Here is a 20,974-nt window from a genome sequence, read left to right as displayed (position 1 = left end):
TTCAGTGCTGGACGGTCGTGGGAGGGAGGGTGCCGAAGGCGCGCGTCAGGGCCCCGTACAGGACCGCCGAGCCGAGGACACCGACGGGAACGGCGAGGTTGAGGCCGCCCATCGCCGCGGAGACGGGCCCGGCCCAGGACGTGGAACCGGCGCAGAGCGTCGCCGCGCCGATGCCGGCCAGGGTGGCGAGCACGCCGGGCCAGTTGACGCCGCCGCGGTACCAGAAGGGGCTGGTGCGGCTCTCGTCGTGGAGCTGGTGCCCGTCGTAGCGGTTGCGCCGCAGGACGATGTCGGTGGCGTAGACGGCCATGCACGGTCCGGTGATCACCACGACCAGCTCCATCATGGTGTTGACGGCGGCGAGGAAGTCGAAGACCAGCAGTGCGAACAGGGTCATGACGGTGCCCATGACGCCGATGACCAGCACGGCGATCGTGCGCGGCAGGCGTACCCCGATCGACTGCATCGAGAGGCCGGAGCTGTAGGCGGTGATGCCGTTGTTCGCCACGGTGTTCACCACCACGGCAGCGACGAAGGCGGGCACGAACCAGGGCGGCATGATGCTCTCCAGCGCGGTCTGTGGATCGCTCATGTCGAGCGCGGTGGCCGCGAGGGCCCCGATCGCCGTGAAGGCGACGCTCGGCAGGAAGGCGCCGGCCGCCGTCCACAGGGTGATGGCCCGGCCGCTGGTGTGCTGCGGGAGGTATCGGGCGAGGTCTGGGCTGTTGGCGTACGACAGCGGCGCGGACGCGACGATGGTGAGTCCGGAGGCCAGGACGACCAGGTGCTGAGTCCCGTTGAGCGGTTCGGCAGGCGTGTACGACCAGTCCGCGTGCGCGAGGACCATCGCGCTCAGGGCGAGGAACACCAGGGTGAGGAGGACGGTGAGCACGCCGTACAGGCGGACGATCGTCGCGTGCCCGAAGATGGCGATGAGGATGGTGATGCCGGTGATCAGGCAGACCATCGCTGCGTCCAGGGCCGCGGACTGCGGCAGGCCGAGACGGGCGGCAAGGCCGAGGCCGGCGGTGGAGGCCGCCGACCAGTTCAGCGCGAGATAGAGCGAGGCGATCAGCCAGCCGGTGAGCGCCACCACGACCTTGTTCCCCACGACCCCGTACATGGCGCGGGAGATCACGGAACCGGACGTGCCCGCGGCGGGGCCGCTGACGGCGATGAAGCCGGTCAGGAGCCAGAAGGAGTTCCCGGCGACGATGACGGCCATCGCCTCGGCCAGCGACATTCCCATAAGAACGAGGGTTCCGCCCACCACGAAGCTGAGGTAGCTCACGTTCGGGGCCGCCCAGAGGGAGAACAGCTCGCGCGCCGTGCCGTGGCGCTCCGCGGCGGGTACGACGTCGATGCCCCGGCTCTCGACCGAGCCGGCCCGATCGCGGCCGGGAGCGGGTGCGGCCGTGTCGGTGCCTTGTGGGGAACGCTGCATGAGTGGCCCTTCGAGGAGGCGAGAAGACGGCACTGCCCTCGCCACCGAGACGTCCGGGAGGGTAGGGGCCGCAGGCGACCCAGCTTATTGGTGTTGGCACCAATAAGCTGTTGGTGCGCCAACCAATAGGCTGTTCCGCATGACGTCAACCCCCCGTCCCGCCCGGACGCGCAAGACCGCGGAGGAGCGGCGGACGGAGATCCTCCGGACCGCCGCGCGCCTCGCACTCGAGCGGGGTCTGGAGCGCGTGACCATGCAGCTCGTCGCCGACGAGCTCGGGGTGCGGCCCGGCCTGATCAGCCACTACTTCCCGACCGTCGACGATCTGCTGTGCGAAGCGTTCGTCCGGGCGGTCGCCCGCGAGCGCGATGCCCTGCTCCCGGAAGGGGAGGCCGCGCTCCCGCCGACGCAGAGGCTGAGCCGCCTCCTGCACCGTCTCGGCGGCGAGGAATTCACCGACCTCGGCCGGCTCTGGCTCAACGCCCGCCACCTCGCCCGCTACCGGCCGACCCTGCAGCGCGCCGTCGCCGGACAGGAGGCGATCATGCGCGACACCCTGACCGCGGTGATCGAGGACGGTGTGCGCAGCGGCGAGTTCGCCACCGCCGATGCGCTGGGGGCCTGCGTGGTCATCCTCGTGGCGATCGACGGGCTCGGCTCCTACTTGAACGACGAACCGCCGTTCACCCACCCCGCCCTCGACACCCTGGTGTTCACCACAGCCGAACGCGAACTCGGCCTCCCGGCGCGCACGTTGCACGACGCCGGCTGAGGTTGCCGACGGCCGGCGGGGTGTCGGCCAGTGAGGTGTCGGCCAATGAGGTGCCGGTCGACGGGGTGCCGGTCAATGCGCCGGGTGCCATCTGTCCGGTGGTCCGCCATCCCGGGCGGAGCGAGGCGCGAGCACGGCCCGGTCGGCCCGCTGTCGGGGCGGGCCGGGCCTTCCGTCGTTTCCGGGGGCGGCGCGGCCGCGATGCGGGGAGCGTCGCCAGGCCGGCGGGCGGCCTGCCGGTCTCAAGATGCCTCCGTCCGTCCCGTTGACGATCCTGCGATCGTAAGGAAAGTTTCCTAACGGCATGGAATGGAATATCAGCCTCCCGTCATCCACCGCAAGACCCTTGCTCTCAATCCACATACGTGGACTGGGAATTGATGCTGAGACGCCCATTGACCGAGTGGACGTCTGCCAGCACGATGTACCGCGGCTGCCCTCCCCACTCCCCCCACCACCGCAGGAGGAACGTTGTCCGCACGATGGAGAACCGCCGCCGCATGCGGCGGCGCCACGGCCCTGCTCATGGCCTCCGGCGCCGCCCTGGGCTCCCTGGACGGCGGCGCGAACGCCGCTGCCGCGACCGCTTCCGCCGCTGTGACCAGCGGCCTCGACCTGTCCCAGAACAACCGGCGCACGCCGGTCAACGGCCTCTACGACTGGTCGAAAGCCGGATACCGGGGCGGCGCCGACCTGCCCGGCCCCGCACAGACGAACCCCGACGCGGCCTGCCAGATCACCCCCACAGAACTGGCCGGCCTCGGGGTCACGCCGAACGACGGAGCCGACGATTCGGCCGGACTCCAGGCGGCGATCGACCAGATCCGCACCACCTGCTCGCCGGGCGCCGGCCACACCAAGCTGTCGCTGATCACCCTTCCCGCCGGCGTCCTCGACGTGAGCCGGCAGATATCGGTCGACGCCGACTACCTCACCCTGCGGGGGGCGGGCAGCGGCGCCGGCGGCACCCGGTTCGTGTTCCGGCCCGACGCCAACACCCGCTACGACGCCCTCACTCCGGACGGCTCGGACTGGGACGAGGACGGCATGACCGCCGGTTCGGCCAAGGGTGGATGGATCTGGCCCGGCCGCGGGCTGTTCCGCGTCCAGTCGCGCGGCGTGCACTCCGCCTACGCCTCCGAGTACGCGGCGGCCCCCGCCAACCGCAAGGACCTGTTCGAGGGCACCGTCAACGTGCACTGGAAGGCGGGACTCAAGCTCCGCGACAAGACGGGCGACACCGGCTTCGCGGCCCGCGCCGGGGACAAGGTCGTGCACCTGGCCTCCGCCGGGGCGCTCGGCGGCTTCCAGCCGGGCGGACTGGTCAACATCCGGGCCGCGAACACGCTGAAGTTTTACGCCCAGCAGGACGTCCAGCCCGCCGACGGCACGCTCCAGAACATCCACATGCGCCAGCAGATCTTCACCATCGCGGCCGTGGACACCGCCAACCGCACGCTGACCCTGGACAAGCCGCTGGAGTTCGACGTCCCGGTCAGCTCCACGTCGGACGGCTCCGCGCCGATCGCGGGCGCGGTCTACGACTCCAAGGCCGCGCCGCTCGTCGACCCGGTCCTCGGCGTCGGCTTCGAGGACTTCGCGCTCACCCAGGAGATCCCCGGACTCGACGCGGCGGACGCGAAGTTCAACTACGGCAACATGGCGCCGGCCGAGGAGATGCACGGCATCGTCTTCAAATGGGCCGCCGACTCCTGGGTCCGGGGCATCAGGACGGAGATGACCGGGTCCCACCCGATCGTCACCGAGGAGGCGTACCACCTCCAGATCGTCGACAGCCGGCTCGACGGATCGTGGAACAAGGGCAAGGGCGGCAACGGATACTTCCGCGGCTCGCGCGTCTGGGACTCCCTCTACGCGGGCAACACCTCCCGCAACCTGCGCCACTTCACCTTCCAGTGGTCGGCCTCCGGGAACGTGGTCATCGGCAACGACTTCGATTCCGACCTGAACCTGCACGGCGGCTGGGAGCGCAACAACCTCTTCGAGAACAACACGGTGACCGTCCCCTTCGACCACCGCTCCGGCAACTGCCGTGCGAACTGCGGCGAGGAGGGCGGCGGCGGCCCCGACGCCTCCACCTGGTACCCGATCTGGTGGGGCGCGGGCAAGAAGGCGGTGAAGTGGTCCGGCTCCAGTGGCCCGCGCAACGTCTTCTTCAACAACACCATGAGCAAGCAGACGACCGCGGGGGCGGGTTACACCCCGTACTACTCGGACACCGGCCGGGTCTACCAGTTCGGCTGGAGCGGCACGGCGTGGAAGCACCTCGACCAGGGCGGCACGGCGATCCCCGACTGGGCGGGCCGTGAACGGCTGGACTACACGGGCGGCCACGGTGTGGACGCCACCAGGACGGACACCGGGGCCTCGCTCTTCCTGAAGTCCCTGACGGGCGGCCCGACACCGACGCCGACACCCACACCGACGCCGACACCCACGCCTACGCCCACCCCCACGCCCACCCCCACGCCCACCCCCACGCCGACCTCCTCGCCGACCGTCCCGCCCGCAGGCTGCCTGACCGTGCGGACCGTCCGAACCAGTGCCTGGAGCAGCGGCTACGGCATGGACGTGTTCGTGAAGAACGACTGCACCACCGCGGTCTCGGGCTGGAAGGTCGAGTTCACCCTGCCCTCCGGCACCGGAGTGTCCAGCCACTGGTCGGCGAACAAGACGCAGAGCGGCCAGCGGTTCGGCTTCACCAACGTGGCCTGGAACGGCGCCATCGCCGTCGGCCAGGAGAAGGGGTTCGGCTTCAACGCGACCGGGCTCGGCCTCCCCGCCCAACTCACCGTCGTCCGCCAGTAGGAAGCGAGCCGAAGACATGCGCAGAGCGATACCGGGAGCCGTCGTGGCTGCCGTGGCCGGTCTGGTGGCGGCGGGGGCACTGACCCTGCCCGCCCAGGCGGCCGCACCCAGCCTCACCGCCCGCGTCACGCAGACCAGTGTGTGGGACTCCGGCTACGGGGCCGACGTCGCCGTCACCAACGGCGGAGACGCCGCCGCCACCGGCTGGAAGGTGGAGTTCGACCTGCCGGCGGGAACGACGGTCAGCAGCCACTGGTCGGCGAACAAGGCCCAGAGCGGCCAGCACTTCACCTTCACCAACGTCGGCTGGAACGGGGACATCGCCCCGGGCGGATCGAAGGGCTTCGGCTTCAACGCCGCCGGCCTCGGGCTGCCGCTCAACTGCAAGATCAACGGTGCGCCGTGCGCCGGCGGCCCGGGAACCCCGACTCCCACCCCGACCCGGACCGTCACCCCGAGCCCCACGCCCACGCCGACACCCACACCGACACCCACACCGACCTCAACCCCGAGTCCGACACCGACCACCACCCTCCCGCCCGGCCCCGTGGTCGACGTCGACACCTCGGCCGAGCTCCGGAGCGCGCTGGCCGCGGCCACGCCCGGCCAGACGATCCGGATGGCGGCCGGCGAGTACCGGGGGTCCTTCGTCACCGAGCGGGCCGGCACCGCGGCCGCGCCGATCACCCTGACCGGACCGCGTACCGCCGTCCTCGTCAACGACGGACCCTCGGGCGACGCCCCGTCCTGCCCCGCGCCCACGGCGGGCTGGGACTCCGGCTACGGGCTGTGGCTGTACGGGGCGCCGTACTGGAACCTCACCGGCTTCACCGTGAAGGAGTCCAAGAAGGGCGTGGTGATCGACAACTCCCACCACGTCAAGGCCGACGGGCTGTACGTCCACCACGTCGACGAGGAGGGGGTGCACTTCCGGCGCTCCTCCGCCGACGGGGTGATCCGCAACTCCGTCGTCGAGTACACCGGCCTGGTCCAGCCCGGCTACGGCGAGGGCGTCTACCTCGGCTCGGCGGGCTCCAACTGGGGCTGCCACGGCAACTCCGGCGGGGTGGACCGCTCCGACCGGGTGCTCGTCGAGAACAACCGGATCGGCCCCTACGTGGCCGCGGAGGCCATCGACATCAAGGAGGGGACCTTCGCCGGAACCATCCGCGGCAACACCTTCGACGGCCGGGGGATCACAGGGCAGAACTCCGCCGACTCCTGGGTCGACGTCAAGGGCGTCGACTACGTGATCGAGGGCAACAAGGGAACCTTCGCCCCGCCGGGCACCTTCACCAACGGCTACGAGACGCACAACCCCTCCACCACACCGGCCTTCGCCAACGGCTGCGGCACGGTGTGGCGGAACAACACGTCGGACCTCGGCGGCGTCGGCGCCTACGCCGTCAAGGTCACCTCGGTGTCGCAGTGTTCCGCCCGGCCCAACGTGGTCCATGCCTCCAACACCGTCACAGGAGCGACGGCCGGCCTGACCAACGTCCCGGTCGTCCCCTGAGGATGACGGGTCATCTGATGCCGTGACGGCGCAGCGTGTTCGCGAGGGCGGTGGCATGCGCCACGACCGCCTTCGCGACGCGTGCGGTCTCCTCCTCGGTCGCGGCCGCCACCGGCATCGAACAGCTGATGGCGTCCGAGGCGGGGATCCGGTAGTGCACGGGCGCCGACAGGCAGGCCACCCCCGCGGTGCCCTGCTCCCGCTCCAGGGCCCAGCCCCGGTCCCGTACCAGCGCCAGCTCGGCGTACAGCTCGGCGCGGTCGGTGACCGTGTTCGGGGTGAAGGCCTCCAGGTCGGCCGGCAGGACCGTATCCACCTCCTCGGTGGTGAGGTCCGCGAGCAACGCCTGTCCCAGAGCGGTCAGATGGGCCGGCAGCCGGCGGCCCACCCGGGAGATGGCGCGGACGTTGTCGCGTGCCTCGCGGCTGGCGAGGTAGAGGACGTACGCGTCGTCCCGGCGGGCGAAGTGGACGGTGTAGCCCGTCTCCTCGCGGAGGTCCTCCATGACCGCGTGCGCGTACGGCAGTGCGGGGTCCCGGTCGAGGTAGGCCGTGCCGGAAAGCAGCGCGTGCGGGCCGACGCCGAAGGCGGAGCCGCTGTCGTCCGCCTCCACCCACTTGAGCTCGCGCAGGGTCCGCACGAGTGCGTGCAGGCTGCTGCGCGGGTACCCGAGGCGGTCCTGGAGCTCGGACACCGTGAGCTTCTCCGGGGAGGAGGCAAGTGCCTCCAGGATGCGCACGGTTCGCTCGGCGGACTTGACCGTCGCGACGTCCGGCGTGACTTCGGGCATGTGCATCCTCCAAGTTCCGCACGGCTGTTGACCGGCATGGTAGCGGACGCTTACCTTCCCTTGCAGAGCAGCCACATTCTCAGATCCTGTCCACATATCTAGACGAGGGTCCACCTCTCATGAATCGCACGGATCGCACGGGTCGCAGAGCAGCACCCACCGTCCTGGCCGCCTCGCTGGCCGCCGTACTCGCCCTCGGGACCCTCGCCGGCTGCGGTGCGGACGACGGGTCCGACAACGCCGGAGGGGATGACAAGGCCCCCCTGGAGATCTGGGTCCGCAAGCCCCCCGGCTCGCCCACCGAGAAGACCCACCAGGACCTCGCCGCCGCCTTCACCAAGGCCACCGGAGTCGAGGCCAAGGTCACCGCCCTGTTCGACGACTTCGAGACCAAGCTCCAGCAGGCCGCCGCGCAGAAGGACCTGCCGGACCTGATCGTCAACGACACCGCCCAGCTCGGCACCCTCGTCAAACAAGGCCTGGTCCGCGAGGTCGGGCAGTCCGAGGTGGCGGGCGGCGACCAGCTGATCCCCAGCTCCTGGGAGGCCGCCCGGGCCGCCGACGGCAAGTACTACGGGGTGCCCTTCTCCGCGCAGACCTTCGCCCTCTTCGTGCGCAAGGACTGGCGGGAGAAGCTGGGCATCGCACCGCCCGCCGACTGGGACCAGCTCGATGCCCTCGCCACGGCCTTCACCACCGGGGACCCCGACGGCAACGGCAAGGCCGACACCTACGGCTACGTCATCCCCGGCACCACCAAGCGCGGGTACATGGACTGGTACTTCTCCAGCTTCCTCTGGTCGGCGGGCGGCGAGTACTTCAGCGGCGAGGGCAAGAGCCTGAAGCCCGCGATCGACAGCCCCGCGGCCATCGCGGCCGCACGCCACCTCAAAGACCAGTTCTGTGCCGACAAGAGCGTGGTGCCGGGCGCGGTCACCGCCGAGACCACCCAGGCGCACCCGCTGTTCGAGACCGGCAAGGGCGGCATCTACCTCACCGGCCCCTACAACATGGCCCGCTTCGACAAGGCCCTGGGCAAGGACAAGTACGAGGTCCTGCCGCTGCCGCCCGGCCCCGGCGGCAAGAGCGCCGTCCTGGCCGAGGGCGAGAACACCTACCTGATGGCCGGCTCGAAGAACCCCAAGGGCCAGCTGAAGTACGCCGAGTTCCTCATCGGCACCGAAGGACAGAGCGCCGGCATGGCGGGGGACACCGCTGGCAACGTGGTCCGGCTGCCCGTCAACAAGTCCGTCAAGCTGTCGGCCGTCCGCCAGGACGCCCGCTGGCAGGTCTTCGACGAGGTCTACCGCGAGTCCGGCCGCTACTCGCCCGTGGTGAAGGAGTGGACGCCGTTCCGCCAGGCCTCCGCGGAAGCGCTCAACGGCATGGTCGCCGACTGCGGTTCCGACCCCGGAGCCGTGCTCGGCAAGCTCGCCGCCTCGTTCGCCGAGGAGCTGAAGAAGCAGGGGGCGGGGTCCTGATCCGGCCTACCCGCCCCGGGCGGGGGTGGCTGACCCCCTGGCTGTTCCTCGCCCCGGCACTGCTCCTCTTCGCGCTCTTCAAGTTCCTGCCGATGTGGCGGGCGATCGAGATGAGCTTCCACGAGGTGCGGCCCTACCTCGGCGACCGGTGGGTGGGCACGGCCAACTACGGGCAGGTGGTCACCGACGAGGCCTTCCTCGAGGCCATCGGGCACACGCTCGTCCTGGCCGTCGGCCAGACCGGCGGCTCGGTCGTGCTCGGGCTGGTGCTCGCCCTGCTGCTGGAGGGCACCGCCCGGCGGCTGTGGATCGTCCGCACCGCCGTCTTCCTGCCGACCGTGACCGCCATGGCGGTCGTCGCGGAAGTCTGGCGGATCCTGTACCACCCGGCCGCCGACGGCGCCGTCAACACCCTGCTGGGCTGGCTGGGCGCCGGGCCCTCGCAGTTCCTCAACAGCCCCGACAGCGCCCTGTGGTCGGTGATGGCGGTGGGCGTGTGGCGCGGTGCGCCCTACGACATGATGATCTTCCTCGCCGCGCTGGCCGGCGTCGACCGGACCCTGTACGAGGCCGCGGCCGCGGACGGCGCCGGAGTACGGCGCCGCGTCTGGCACGTCACGCTGCCCGCCCTGCGTCCGGCGTTCGTCATCCTGTTCACCCTCGCCGCGATCCGCTCGCTGCGGGTCTTCACCGAGATCTTCCTGCTCACCAACGGCGGGCCCAACGGCTCCACGGAGGTGCTGATGACCCTGATCTACAAGCTCGGCCTGGAGCGCAACGAGCTGGGCGTCGCAGCCGCCGGATCGATGGTGCTGCTCGCCGCGTCCGTCGCCCTGACCCTGGCCGTACGGCTCTCCGGTGCCCGCGGAAAGGAGGTGGCGCGGTGAGCCGCCTCGACACCGCACTGGGCCTGGAGGAGCGGCGCGGTCCGGCCGCCACCCTCGGCAAGCTGGCGCTGTACGCACTGCTGGTGACGGTCTTCGCGGGACCGCTGCTGGCCCTGCTGGCCAGCGCCTTCAACCAGAGCACCGACCCGACCTCGCTGACCCTGCTGCCGACCAGGCCGACACTGGAGAACTTCCGGGCCGCCATCGACCGCGACGTACTGCTCTACCTGCTGAACTCCTTCCTGGTGGTCGGCGGCGGGCTGCTGCTCCAGATCGGGGTCAGCATCTCGGCGGCCTACGCCCTGGCCCGCAAGCGCTTCCCGGGACTGCGGCTCGTGTTCCTGCTCGTCCTCAGCACGATGATGCTGCCCGAGGAGATCCTCGCGATCCCGCTGTCCCTGGTCCTCTCCGACCTGTCGCTCACCGGCAGCCTCTGGGGAATGATCATCCCGGTCGGCGCCTGGGCCTTCTCCATCCTGGTCACCGCGGAGTTCATGAAGGAGATCCCGGTGGAGCTGGAAGAGGCCGCCCGCCTCGACGGAGCCGGCGACCTGCGGGTCTTCTGGTCGGTGATCCTGCCGCTGTGCAGACCCGCTCTCGGAGTCATCGGCATCTTCGGATTCACCATGATCTGGGACCAGTACATGCTGCCGCTGCTGGTCGCCACCGACGCCCGGCAGTTCACCCTGCCGCTCGCCCTGCGCACCCTGCGCGCCGACGAAGAGGTCGGCATCGGCGTGCTGCTGGCCGCCGCCCTCCTCGCCCTCCTGCCCAGCGTCATCGCCTTCATCGCCATGCAGCGCCAGTTCATGCGCGGCCTGACCTCGGGCGCCGTCAAGGGCTGACACGCCCGTACACGCCCACTCGCACGCACGCACGCACCCACTCCCACTCCCACGCACCCACTCCCAAGGGGAACCCATGCGCCTGCAAGGGCTGCTGTCCTTTCCACTGACCCCGTTCACCACCGACGACAAGGTCGACCTGGCCGTCTTCGCCGACCACCTTGAGCAGCAGATCGCCGCCGGCCCGGCCGGCCTGTTCGTGGCGTGCGGCACGGGGGAGTTCACCGCGCTCTCGGCCGACGAGTACCGCGACGTGGTCGCCACCGCCGTCCGCGTCGCCGACGGCCGCCTCCCCGTCGTCGCCGGCTGCGGCGGCGGCCCCCGGATGGCCGGCGAGTTCGCCGCGACCGCCGCCGAGTGCGGCGCCGACGGCCTGCTGCTCCTGCCGCCGTACCTCATCTCCTCCACCCCGGCCGGGCTCCTCGAGCACATCCGCTACGTCGCCGCCGCGACCGCGCTCCCGATCGCCGTCTACCAGCGGGCCAACGCCGTCCTCGACGAGGCCGCAGCCGTCGGGCTCCTCGACATCCCCAACGTCACCGGGATCAAGGACGGGCGCGGCGACGTCGACGCCATGCTGCGCCTCGTCACGGCCATCCGTACCAGCGGACACCCGCGCGCCGCCGAGTTCGGCTTCCTCAACGGCCTGCCCACCGCCGAACTCTCCGTCCAGGCCTACGAGGCCATCGGCGTGGCCTGCTACTCCTCGGCCGTGCTCTGCTTCGCCCCCGACATCGCCACCGCCTTCCACCGCGCCGTGCGCGCCGGGAACAAGGAGGCCGTGCAGACACTGCTCGCCGAGTTCTACCTGCCGTTCGTCGCCCTGCGCGACGCCGCGCCCGGATACGCCGTCTCGCTGGTCAAGGCCGGGGCGCGGCTCGCCGGGCTCGCCGTGGGACCCGTCAGGCCCCCGCTCGTGGACGCCTCGCCGGAGCATGAACTCCTCCTCGCCGGCATCATTGCCCGCGGCCGCGCCGCCCTCGCCGCACTGGAGGTGTGATGCACGTCAGGGAGGTGGTCGTCACACCGGTGGCGTTTCCCGACCCGCCCCTGCTCAACTCCGCCGGGGTGCACCAGCCGTGGGCACTGCGCGCCATCGTCGAACTCCGCTGCGGCGACGGGCTGACAGGGCTCGGCGAGACCTACGGGGACGCCCCGCACCTCGCGCTGCTGCGGGAGGCCGCCGGGGCCCTGGTGGGCCTGGACCCGTACGACACGAACGGCCTGCTGCGCCGGATCCGGTCCGTACTCGGGGGCGCCGACGCCCCGGACCGGCATGGGCTGACGGGCGGCTCCACCCCGGAGAAGACCGTGCTGCGGGTGCTGAGCCCGTTCGAGGTGGCCTGCCTCGACCTCCAGGGGCAGCTGGCCGGACGGCCCGTCGCCGACCTGCTGGGCGGCCGGGTCCGCGACCGGGTGCCGTACGCCGGGTACCTCTTCTACAAGTGGGCCGGCCCCGATCCGTACGGGGAGGCGCTGGACCCGGAGGGGATCGTGGCGCAGGCCAGGGCGATGGTGGACGCCTACGGCTTCCGCTCGCTCAAGCTGAAGGGCGGCGTGCGGCCGCCGGGGGAGGAGATCGACGCGATCCGCGCCCTGCGCGACGCCTTCCCCGATCACCCGCTGAGACTGGACCCCAACCAGGCCTGGACCGTGGAGACTTCGGCGAAGGTGGCCGCGGAGACCGAGGGCCTGCTGGAGTACCTGGAGGACCCCACGCCCGGAATACCCGGCATGGCCGAGGTGGCACGGACGGCTCCCATGCCGCTGGCCACCAACATGGTCGTGGTCGGCACCCAGGACATTCCCGAGGGGTTCGGGCGGCGCGCCGTCGGCGTGGTGCTGGCCGACCACCACTACTGGGGCGGGCTGCGGCGCTCCGTCGAACTCGCCGCGATCTGCGGGGCGTTCGGCGTCGGCGTCTCCATGCACTCCAACAGCCACCTCGGCATCAGCCTGGCGGTCATGACCCACCTCGGGGCGGCACTGCCCGAGATGACCTACGCGGCGGACACCCACACGCCGTGGCAGTGCGGGGCGGACGTGCTCGCCGAACCGCTGGAGATCGAGGACGGCTCGGTGCTGGTCCCCGACCGGCCGGGCCTCGGGGTCCGGCTCGATCCCGACGCGCTCGCCCGGCTGCACGAGAACTACCTGCGCTGCGGCATCCGTGAGCGCGACGACACCGGCTACATGCAGACCTTCGACCCCGGCTACGAGAAGAGGCGCCCGCGTTGGTGACGCCGACCCCGACCCCGACCCCGAACCTGCCCCCGACCCCGAACCTGCCCCCGACACCGACACCGACACCGACCGAGGTCCGGTCCCCGTACGCGTCCCCCACGGTCTCCGGCCACGCCTACCCCTGGGACATCGTCGGCGATCCCGGCTTCGCGGACCGGGTCCGCGAAGCCGGGCTGGACTCCGTCACCCTGGCCGTCAGCTACCACTCCACCCGCGCCGCCACCCCGCTGCACCCGCGCCACCGCTTCGTCGACGCCCGGCACTCCGCCCTCTACCGCCCCGTGCGGGCCGGTGCCTGGGCGGGACGCCGCCTGGTACCGAGCGGCGCAGCCTGGGTGGAGGGCCGCGACCCGGCGGCCGCCGCCGCACTGGCCCTGGCCGACGCCGGCATTCCCGTGAGCGCCTGGCTGGTACTGGCCCACAACAGCCTGCTGGGCACCCGGTACCCGGACCTCGCCGTCACCAACTGCTTCGGCGAGCCCTACCCCTACGCGCTCTGCCCCGCGCAGGAAGAGGTCCGGGAGTACTGCGCCACGCTCGCCGCCGAAGCCCTGCACGACCTGCCCCCGGACGCGGTGCGCGGGGTCTCGCTGGAATCCGCGGGCCAGCTGGGCGCCGTACACGCCGGCTGCCACGAGAAGACCGACGGGGCCTACACGGCCGCCGAGCTGCGGGCCCTGTCCGTGTGCTGCTGCGCGGCCTGCCGCGCCGCGTGGCAGGCGGCCGGACTCGATCCGGACCGGGTGACCGGGCGCCTGCGCGGCGGGCAGGACCTTCCGGCGGAGCTCGGAGAGGTACTCCTGCGCGTGCGGCACGAGGCCGCCGACGCCCTGCGCGGGCGGGTACTGGACGCCGTACGGACGACCCTGCCCGGGGCGGAGGTGACCCTGCACGCCCACCCCGACCCGTGGGCGACGGGCCCGTCACCCGGGCTCACCGAACGCGCCGCCACGGACACGGACGCCCTCCTGGTGCCGTGCTGGCCCACCGGACCGGAGAGCGCCGAACTGGTGTGGCAGGCCGTCGCATCGGGCCTGCCGGTCAACGCCTACGTCACCGCTCTGCCCCCCGCCGACCCGGCCGCGCTGCCCGCGCACGTACGGCGGCTGCGCGCCGCGGGCGCGACCCGGCTCAGCCTCTATCACCTCGGCCTGCTGCCCAGGGAACGACTGCCGCTGCTCGCGGCCCTGGCGAAGGAGTTCCGCGCATGACCCGTCCCCGCACCCTCCTGCTGACCGGCGCCGCGGGCGGCGTCGCCACCCTGCTGCGCCCGCTCCTGCCCGCCTACGGCTACACGCTGCGCCTCGCCGACATCCGGCCGGTCGACGGGGCCGGGGGCCCGGACTGCCTCACGTTCGACCTGCGGGACACCGACGCCGTACGGGAGGCGGTACGCGGAGTGGACGCCGTCGTCCACCTCGGCGGGATCTCCCTGGAGGACGGCTTCGAGGCCGTCCTCGACGCCAACATCCGCGGCACCTACCACCTCTACGAGGCGGTACGGGCGGAGGGCGTGCGCCGCGTGGTCTTCGCCAGCAGCAACCACGTCGAGGGATTCGTCCCGCTCACCGGCCGACCTCTCCCGGCGGGTGCGCAGCTGCCGGTCCGGCCGGACACGTACTACGGGCTGTCCAAGGCCTTCGGCGAGGGCCTGGCATCCCTGTACGCGGACAAGTACGGCGTGGAGACGGTGTCGGTGCGCATCGGCTCCTGCTTCGAACGCCCCCGCACCGTGCGGATGCTGTCGACCTGGCTGAGCCCGGCCGACTGCGCCCGGCTGGTCCACGCCGCCCTGACCGCTCCCGACGTCGGCCACACGGTGGTCCACGGGATCAGCGCCAACACCCGTGCCTGGTGGGACCTCACCTCGGCCCGCGCCCTCGGCTACGCGCCGCAGGACGACGCGGAGTCCTACGCGCCGGGGCTCCTGGCCGAGCACGGCGAACTCGACCCCGACCACGTGGACGCTCGCTTCGTGGGCGGACACTTCACGCGCACCGGGCTCGCTCCTCGACCCTCCGCTACAGGTACGTGACCCGGGTGAGGTGCGCGGAGGTCTGCCACAGTCCGCCGCCGAGTGCCGGGTCCGAGGCCACGCCCGGAGCCGGACGGCTCCGGGCGTGCCGCGTCCCTCCGCGCGCCCGGTGGGTCCGTAGAACCCTCCCGGCTGGATCCGGTCGGACGTCGCGGCGTAGAGGGAGGGCAGGGCCGCCTGGTCGGTGGGCTGGCCGATGAACCGTTCCAGCAGCAGGCGTGCCGCTGCCTGGGCGAGGCGCGACCGTGCTGCTGGAGGCCGGTCAGGCTGGTCCCGGGGTGGACGACGGCACTGAGCAGCGGCAGGTCCGCCGCCCGTGCGCGGCGCTGGAGCTCGGTGGCGAAGACCACCCCCGGCAGGGCACTGTTGACCCCCGACACACTGACGATCTGCGCCACACGGGCACCCGCGAAGCCGCGCTCGGAGAATTCGTCACCGGCCGCCGCCAGCAAGCGCCGTCTGGTCTCCTGAGCGTCTCGTGCCACATCCGCATCCTCGAGAACCGGCCCCACCGACCACGAACGGGGCCGGTCAGGAGAAGCGCAGGGTGAGTGCGAGTCCACCCTCCGGTCCGGGCCGGGCCGTCAGGGTGGCGTGGTGGGCCTGGGCGATGGAGGCGGCGATGGAGAGTCCCAGGCCGTGGCCGGTGGTTGCGGTGCGATCTCCGTCGAGGCGCCGGAAGGGCTCGAACAGGTCGGGGATGCGGTCGGCAGGGACACGGGCGCCGGTGTTGGTCACCGTCACGGTGGAGGCGTCGAGCCGTACGAGGACGTGCCCGCCGGGGTGGTTGTACTGGATGGCGTTGCGGATCAGGTTCGTCAGCAGATGGCGCAGCAGGACCGGGTCGCCGGGAACGGTCGGCGGAACAGCGGCGTCGGTTCCGGCGTGGGTCGAGGTCGCCGTCCCGGTCGCGGTCCCCGTCCCGGTGTCGATGTCGAGGCGCAGGCCGGCTTCGGCCGCGAGCGGGGCGAGCTCGGCGGCCACGAGCCGGGTGGCGGCGACGAGGTCCACGGGCTCGGTCTTCTCCAGCCCGCGATCGCTGCGGGCCAGCAGCAGGAGCGCGTTGATGAGCTGTTCCGCCTCCCGGTTGGCGCCGAGCAGGTCTTCGCGGACTTCGCTGAGGCCGTCGGGCAGGGGGTCGGCGAGGCCGACCTGGAGGGTGGTGCGCTGGACGGCGAGCGGGGTCTTGAGTTCGTGGGAGGCGTTGGCGACGAAGCGGCGCTGGCTCTCGAAGGACCGCTCGAGCCGGTCGAGCATGGTGTCGAAGGTGTCGGCGAGGCGGTGGAGTTCGTCGTCGGGGCCGGTGAGCGCGAGGCGTTGGTGCAGGTTCTGTTCGCTGATGCGGCGGACGGTGTCGGTCATGGAGGCGACGGGGTGCAGGGCGCGCCCGGCGAGCCACCAGCCGAGGAGTCCGGCGAGGAGCGCCAGGACGAGGAGGCCGACGGCGGACCAGAGCACCATCTGACGCAGGGCGGTGTCCTGGACGGCCCGCACGGTCTGGTCGATCTTCTGGATCATGGCGACGTCACTCGGAGGATCCCGTGTGAGGTCCGGGCGGGTCGGGCGCGCGGATTCGAAGGGGTCCGCCTGCCCGGCAGGCAGGTCGCCGTACGTGACCGAGATCCCCTGGACCTGCTGGGCCGTTCCGTAGCGCGCGAGCACCACGACGAAGGCGAGGAGGAGGATGCCGGTGATCAGGAAGAGCCCTGAGAAGGCCAGGGCCAGGCGGGTGCGGAAGGTCATCCTGTGCAGGAGCGCCCGGGGAGTCAGTCGCACAGCCGGTATCCCTCTCCCTTGTCGGTGAGGATCAGGCAGGAGTCGCCGAGTTTGCCGCGCAGGCGGCTGACGGTGGTGCGGACCGCGCTGGTGCGCGGGTCGAGGTGCCGGTCCCAGACGGTGCGGACGATCTCGTCGTGGGCCACCGGCGCTCCGCCGGCCCGCATCAGCAGGCGCAGGACCGCCGTCTCCTTCGGTGACAGCTCCAGGGGAACTCCGTCCACCGACACCTCGCGGTGCGTCTCGTCCAGGGTGATGTTGCCGAAGCTGAGGACGGCCGGGGGCTGCTTGGGCGTCCGGCGGCTCAGCGCCCTCACACGGGCGACGAGTTCGGTGAAGTCGAAGGGCTTGGCCAGGTAGTCGTCGGCGCCGAGTTCGGTGAGGCCGTAGACCCTGTCGGTGAGCTCGCCCGCGGCGGTGAGCATCAGGATCCGGGGAGGGTCGGTGAGCTCGCGCAGCCGTCTGCAGACCTCGTCGCCGCTCATGACGGGCAGGTCGCGGTCGAGGATCAGCACGTCGTAGGCGGTGAGCAGGCACATCCGCTCGGCTTCGTCGCCCGTGGCGGCGATGTCCACGGCCATCGCCTGGCGGCGGAGACCGGTGGCGATGGTGCGGGCGAGGACGCGGTGATCTTCGGCTACCAGGACTCTCATGGCTCCAGGAAACCAAGATCGCGATTGCAGGCGGATAAGGACGCGGAGGCGCGCGCTCCGGACTGGTCGAAAGGGTGACCAGCCGGTTCGCGAGGCCCGTCCTTATGCCGCTGTAACACGCTTATCTCCCAGCAAACGGCGGGCTGCTTTCGTCAGCGGCATGAACTTCGTCAAGCGTGCCGGGACGAGCCTTGGTGCCAGAAGGTCCAGGACCGCCGCCTTGCTCGCGATCTTCCTCGTCATCTGCACCCTGCTCCTCGGAGGCTTCCTGCTCCAGGCCGCCGCGGCCCGTCAGGAAGCCGGCGCGCAGCGCACCATCGGCGTCGACGTCACCATCAGGAAGGAGGGCCTCACCCCGGCCCTGGCCGACCGTCTCGGAGCCCTGCCCGGGGTGCACCGCTACAACGCGGAGGTTCCGGTGCGGGCCGGCGCCCAGGGGTTCACGCCGCTGGCGTCGAAGGCGCCGGGCGACGCCGCGGCCGGTGACGGCAAGGGCGCGCTGGCCGTGAACGGCGTACGGGACTCGGGCATGCTGCTGCCCTTCTCGTACGGCTCGACGAAGCTCACGTCAGGCCGGGGCATCACCCCCGAGGACGCGGGCCGGGACGTCGCGGTGATCGAGCAGCGCCTGGCCGACGAGAACCGCCTGAAGGTGGGCGACACCTTCCGGGTGCGGTCGGCGGACGGTGAGCGAACGACGCCCATGACGGTCGTCGGCGTCTTCCGCGACCCGGCACGGGAACCGACGGTGTGGACGCCACCGCACCAGCTGCCCGGCAACCAGCTGTACGTCCCGGTGGGCACCGCACAGAAGCTCGGCGAAGGCGACCGCGAAGGCGAAGGCGACGGCGCCGCGACGGTCAGCGCGGTGGTGCTCAAGATCGGCTCGCCGGACCGGGCCCGCGAACTGCACGCCCGGACGGAGGAGCTCCTGGGCAAGGACGGCTTCGACTTCCGCGTCAACGACAAGGCGTACAAGGACCAGGTCCTGCCCATCCAGCGCGTCGGCACCTTCGCCGGACTGATCGTCTGGGTGATCGCCCTGGCCGGAGCGCTGATCCTCGGCCTCATCGTGATGCTGCAGATCCGCGAGCGGCGCTCCGAGCTCGGAGTGCTGCTCGCGCTGGGCGAGAAGAAGTGGAAGCTCATCGGCCAGCACGCCGTGGAGGTCGCGGCCGTGGCCCTGCCCGCGGTCGCGCTCGCCGCTCTGGCGGGCTCGCTGGCCGGCCAGAGCGCCGGTGAGGCGCTCCTCGGCCGCGAGGACGACAAGCCGGTATCGGCGCCCCGCGCCCCGGACACCGAGATGGCCCCGCCGACGGTGCGGGTCGAGCCGGCCGATGTCGGCAAGGTCGCCGGCATCGCGCTGGGGATCTCCCTGGTCTCCACCGTCATCCCCGGCATCGGGATCCTGCGCCTGCACCCCCGCTCCATCCTCACCGACACCGCATAGCCGCCCCACGCCCCACGGAACCGAACCGAACAGCCAACACAGCCAACACAGCCAACACAGCCAACACAGCCAATCTCCGGCACGGACCGAGAAAGCCGATCCCCATGAACTTCGTCAAACGTGCAGGGCTCAGCCTGTGGGCCCGCAAGGGCCGCACCCTGATCACCCTCGCCGCCTTCCTCGTCATCTCCGTCATGGTGTTGGCGGGCGTCCTGATCAATGGCGCGACGGCACGCGCCGAACGGGACGCCAAACGCTCGGTCGGCGCCGAGGTGAACCTCGACATGGACATGAGTCAGATGGGCAACGCGGCGCAACTCCAGGCGCCGAGCATCGAGGCCGCGACCGTCGACGCGATCGGATCCCTGCCCCAGGTGCAGAAGTACACCTACTCGATGTGGGACCGAGCCCTCCTCACGGGCAAGAACGAACTGGTCGACGGCGGACCGAAAGAGCCCATGGGCCCCGGCGGAACCGTGGGCATGGGCGTCCTCGACTCCTCGCTGCTGCCCGAATTCCGCAGCGGCAAGTCCACCCTCGTGTCCGGCGGTCACATCACGGCCGCCGACAAGGACAAGAAGCGGCTCCTGATCGAGGAGCGCCTGGCCCGGCAGAACGGCCTCAAGGTCGGCGACGAGATCACCCTCACCGGCAACGACGAGAAGACCACGGGTGCGTTCACCGTGGGCGGCATCTACCGCGATCCGCGCCCCACCACCGAGGCCGACGCCGAGTACGGCATCAGCCCGGCCAACATGCTGTACGGATCGGTGGGCGGCCTCTCCGCGCTCGGCTCCGAAGGAGGCGGACCGAGGAAGGTCGGCAAGGCGACGTTCCTCCTCCAGGACGCGGACGTGCAGGGTGCGTTCAAGAGCGAGGCGAAGCGGATCGCCGGCCCGGCGCTCACCGGCTTCAAGCTGGACGCCAACGACAAGGCCGTCCAGCAGATGACGGGCCCCCTCAAGAGCATCCGCTCCACGGCCACCGTCGCCATGTGGCTGATGGTCCTCGCGGGCGCGGCCGTACTCGCCCTCCTGGTCAACCTCGCCGTCAAGCAGCGCCGCACGGAGTACGGCGTCCTGCTCGCGATCGGCGAGAAGAAGTCCAAGCTCATCGCCCAGCAGGCCCTGGAGATCGCCGCCGTCGCCGTCATCGCCATCGGCGTGAGCGCCCTCTTCGCCCCGAAGCTGACCCAGAGCGCCGGCCAGGCGCTGCTCGGCAAGGAAGCCTCCGCCGCCGAGCGGAAACTCGGCTCCTGGAAGCCCCCGGCCCTCGGCAGCACCGGACTCGACCAGGGCATCGACCCGAACGACAAACCCGTGGAGAACGCCGACCCCATCGACAGGATCACCGTCGCACTCGATCCGGCGGACCTCGCCACGGTCGGCGGCGTCGGCCTCGGCATCGGCCTCCTCGCCACCGCCGTACCGGCCGCTTCCGTACTGCGCCTGAGCCCCCGCACCATCCTCACGAAGGGCAAGTGACCCGCCATGACCACCGCCACCACGGCCCCGCCCGTCCTGCGCCTCGCGGGCATCAGCCACACCTACTCCGGCCAGCGCCGCAGGACCACGGTCCTGAGGGACGTCGACTACTCCTTCGAACGCGGCACCTTCTACACCATCCTGGGCCCCTCGGGGAGCGGCAAGACCACCCTGCTCTCGCTCGCCAGCGGCCTCGACACCCCCACCCAGGGCACGGTCACCTTCGACGGGCAGGACCTCACCGCGCTCGGCCTGGGCCGCTACCGCAACAAGCACGCCGCCACGATCTTCCAGCAGTACAACCTCCTCACCTACATGACCGCCCTTCAGAACGTCACCACCGCCATGGAGATCACCGGTGCGAAGCCCCCGACCGGAAGCCGCAAGGCACGAGCCCTGCAACTGCTGGAGGGCATCGGCCTCGACAAGGCGATGGCCGCCCGCAACGTCATGCAGCTCTCCGGCGGCCAGCAGCAGCGCGTCGCCATCGCCCGCGCGCTCGCCTGCGACGTCGACATCCTCTTCGCCGACGAACCCACCGGAAACCTCGACGAGGACACCGCCCAGGGCATCATCGACACCTTCCGCGACCTCGCCCACCTGCAGGACAAGTGCGTGGTCGTCGTCACCCACTCGCAGCAACTGGCAGCCCAGTCCGACCGCATCCTCAACCTGCGCAAGGGCAAGCTCACGGAGCAGACGAACGCCCGACGTCCGTCACAGTGAGTGCGGATGCCCTACCCTCAGCGACGGCAATGGTTGTGGCAA

17 protein-coding genes are annotated in these 20,974 nt (G+C 71.3%); 13 read left to right on the top strand and 4 right to left on the bottom strand.

All coding sequences use genetic code 11. The annotated features are described in order from the left end of the window. Nucleotide 1: 1 nt before the first annotated feature. The gene (locus OG898_RS29185) at nt 2-1,444 is read right to left on the bottom strand and encodes a cytosine permease (protein WP_266960928.1); all 1,443 of its coding nucleotides are present in this window, start codon (nt 1,442-1,444) and stop codon (nt 2-4) included. A gap of 139 nt (nt 1,445-1,583) precedes the next feature. Here OG898_RS29185 and OG898_RS29180 point away from each other — a divergent pair, with 139 nt between their 5' ends. From OG898_RS29180 to OG898_RS29170, 3 genes are all read left to right on the top strand, one after another. After that, on the top strand, nt 1,584-2,216 hold the full coding sequence (locus OG898_RS29180) for a TetR/AcrR family transcriptional regulator (protein WP_266960926.1): 633 nt from the start codon (nt 1,584-1,586) through the stop codon (nt 2,214-2,216). A 471-nt stretch (nt 2,217-2,687) separates the two neighbouring features. After that, nucleotides 2,688-5,045: a cellulose binding domain-containing protein gene (locus OG898_RS29175; protein WP_266960924.1), complete on the top strand. Its 2,358-nt coding sequence runs from the start codon at nt 2,688-2,690 to the stop codon at nt 5,043-5,045. A gap of 16 nt (nt 5,046-5,061) precedes the next feature. Next, the gene (locus OG898_RS29170) at nt 5,062-6,561 is read left to right on the top strand and encodes a cellulose binding domain-containing protein (RefSeq protein ID WP_266960922.1); all 1,500 of its coding nucleotides are present in this window, start codon (nt 5,062-5,064) and stop codon (nt 6,559-6,561) included. A 10-nt stretch (nt 6,562-6,571) separates the two neighbouring features. On the opposite strand, the gene OG898_RS29165 is transcribed toward OG898_RS29170, so the two are convergent. Continuing rightward, entirely contained in the window at nt 6,572-7,351 is a 780-nt protein-coding gene (locus tag OG898_RS29165; RefSeq protein WP_266960920.1) for an IclR family transcriptional regulator, read from the bottom strand. A 119-nt stretch (nt 7,352-7,470) separates the two neighbouring features. Between OG898_RS29165 and OG898_RS29160 the strand changes: the two genes are divergently transcribed. The 7 genes from OG898_RS29160 (at nt 7,471) to OG898_RS29130 (ending at nt 14,843) form a co-directional block, all read left to right on the top strand. Further along, complete coding sequence (locus OG898_RS29160; RefSeq protein ID WP_266960918.1) at nt 7,471-8,832, top strand: sugar ABC transporter substrate-binding protein; 1,362 nt, start codon at nt 7,471-7,473, stop codon at nt 8,830-8,832. A 92-nt stretch (nt 8,833-8,924) separates the two neighbouring features. Next, nucleotides 8,925-9,719, top strand: a complete 795-nt coding sequence (locus OG898_RS29155; RefSeq protein WP_308313455.1) for a sugar ABC transporter permease — start codon at nt 8,925-8,927, stop codon at nt 9,717-9,719. Next, nucleotides 9,716-10,564, top strand: a complete 849-nt coding sequence (locus OG898_RS29150; protein WP_250743435.1) for a carbohydrate ABC transporter permease — start codon at nt 9,716-9,718, stop codon at nt 10,562-10,564. Before OG898_RS29155 ends, OG898_RS29150 begins: the two co-directional genes overlap by 4 nt. A gap of 76 nt (nt 10,565-10,640) precedes the next feature. Then, nucleotides 10,641-11,564 (top strand): 5-dehydro-4-deoxyglucarate dehydratase, encoded by a 924-nt coding sequence (locus tag OG898_RS29145; protein ID WP_266960915.1) that lies wholly within the window; start codon nt 10,641-10,643, stop codon nt 11,562-11,564. Beyond that, the gene (locus OG898_RS29140) at nt 11,564-12,805 is read left to right on the top strand and encodes a glucarate dehydratase family protein (protein WP_266960913.1); all 1,242 of its coding nucleotides are present in this window, start codon (nt 11,564-11,566) and stop codon (nt 12,803-12,805) included. The genes OG898_RS29145 and OG898_RS29140 overlap by 1 nt, the downstream gene beginning before the upstream one ends. After that, complete coding sequence (locus tag OG898_RS29135) at nt 12,802-14,019, top strand: hypothetical protein (protein WP_266960911.1); 1,218 nt, start codon at nt 12,802-12,804, stop codon at nt 14,017-14,019. Before OG898_RS29140 ends, OG898_RS29135 begins: the two co-directional genes overlap by 4 nt. Continuing rightward, nucleotides 14,016-14,843, top strand: a complete 828-nt coding sequence (locus tag OG898_RS29130) for an NAD(P)-dependent oxidoreductase (RefSeq protein ID WP_250743439.1) — start codon at nt 14,016-14,018, stop codon at nt 14,841-14,843. Before OG898_RS29135 ends, OG898_RS29130 begins: the two co-directional genes overlap by 4 nt. A gap of 531 nt (nt 14,844-15,374) precedes the next feature. Here the strand turns inward: OG898_RS29130 and OG898_RS29125 are convergent. Together OG898_RS29125 and OG898_RS29120 are read right to left on the bottom strand one after the other, a co-directional pair. Then, the gene (locus OG898_RS29125) at nt 15,375-16,619 is read right to left on the bottom strand and encodes a HAMP domain-containing sensor histidine kinase (RefSeq protein WP_266960909.1); all 1,245 of its coding nucleotides are present in this window, start codon (nt 16,617-16,619) and stop codon (nt 15,375-15,377) included. Continuing rightward, a complete protein-coding gene (locus tag OG898_RS29120; protein WP_266960907.1) occupies nt 16,610-17,272 on the bottom strand; it encodes a response regulator transcription factor in 663 nt (220 codons plus the stop codon). Before OG898_RS29120 ends, OG898_RS29125 begins: the two co-directional genes overlap by 10 nt. A gap of 220 nt (nt 17,273-17,492) precedes the next feature. On the opposite strand from OG898_RS29120, the gene OG898_RS29115 reads away from it, so the two are divergent. The 3 genes from OG898_RS29115 (at nt 17,493) to OG898_RS29105 (ending at nt 20,932) form a co-directional block, all read left to right on the top strand. Beyond that, nucleotides 17,493-18,722, top strand: coding sequence for an FtsX-like permease family protein (locus OG898_RS29115; protein ID WP_266960905.1), 1,230 nt, complete (start codon nt 17,493-17,495; stop codon nt 18,720-18,722). A gap of 104 nt (nt 18,723-18,826) precedes the next feature. Further along, entirely contained in the window at nt 18,827-20,206 is a 1,380-nt protein-coding gene (locus tag OG898_RS29110) for an ABC transporter permease (protein ID WP_266960903.1), read from the top strand. A 6-nt stretch (nt 20,207-20,212) separates the two neighbouring features. Beyond that, on the top strand, nt 20,213-20,932 hold the full coding sequence (locus OG898_RS29105; RefSeq protein ID WP_250743446.1) for an ABC transporter ATP-binding protein: 720 nt from the start codon (nt 20,213-20,215) through the stop codon (nt 20,930-20,932). Nucleotides 20,933-20,974: the final 42 nt, after the last annotated feature.

It is taken from the genome of Streptomyces sp. NBC_00193 (genome assembly GCF_026342735.1).
Lineage (GTDB): Bacteria > Actinomycetota > Actinomycetes > Streptomycetales > Streptomycetaceae > Streptomyces > Streptomyces stoeckheimensis.
This window is presented reverse-complemented; position numbering and strand designations above follow the sequence as displayed.

Coding starts and splice junctions, on each gene's coding strand:
- OG898_RS29145 (WP_266960915.1), top strand. CDS start 10,641: ATGCGCCTGCAAGGGCTGCTGTCCTTTCCACTGACCCCGTTCACCACC.
- OG898_RS29120 (WP_266960907.1), bottom strand. CDS start 17,272: ATGAGAGTCCTGGTAGCCGAAGATCACCGCGTCCTCGCCCGCACCATC.
- OG898_RS29140 (WP_266960913.1), top strand. CDS start 11,564: ATGCACGTCAGGGAGGTGGTCGTCACACCGGTGGCGTTTCCCGACCCG.
- OG898_RS29160 (WP_266960918.1), top strand. CDS start 7,471: ATGAATCGCACGGATCGCACGGGTCGCAGAGCAGCACCCACCGTCCTG.
- OG898_RS29155 (WP_308313455.1), top strand. CDS start 8,925: ATGTGGCGGGCGATCGAGATGAGCTTCCACGAGGTGCGGCCCTACCTC.
- OG898_RS29165 (WP_266960920.1), bottom strand. CDS start 7,351: ATGCCCGAAGTCACGCCGGACGTCGCGACGGTCAAGTCCGCCGAGCGA.
- OG898_RS29170 (WP_266960922.1), top strand. CDS start 5,062: ATGCGCAGAGCGATACCGGGAGCCGTCGTGGCTGCCGTGGCCGGTCTG.
- OG898_RS29105 (WP_250743446.1), top strand. CDS start 20,213: ATGACCACCGCCACCACGGCCCCGCCCGTCCTGCGCCTCGCGGGCATC.
- OG898_RS29180 (WP_266960926.1), top strand. CDS start 1,584: ATGACGTCAACCCCCCGTCCCGCCCGGACGCGCAAGACCGCGGAGGAG.
- OG898_RS29185 (WP_266960928.1), bottom strand. CDS start 1,444: ATGCAGCGTTCCCCACAAGGCACCGACACGGCCGCACCCGCTCCCGGC.
- OG898_RS29130 (WP_250743439.1), top strand. CDS start 14,016: ATGACCCGTCCCCGCACCCTCCTGCTGACCGGCGCCGCGGGCGGCGTC.
- OG898_RS29110 (WP_266960903.1), top strand. CDS start 18,827: ATGAACTTCGTCAAACGTGCAGGGCTCAGCCTGTGGGCCCGCAAGGGC.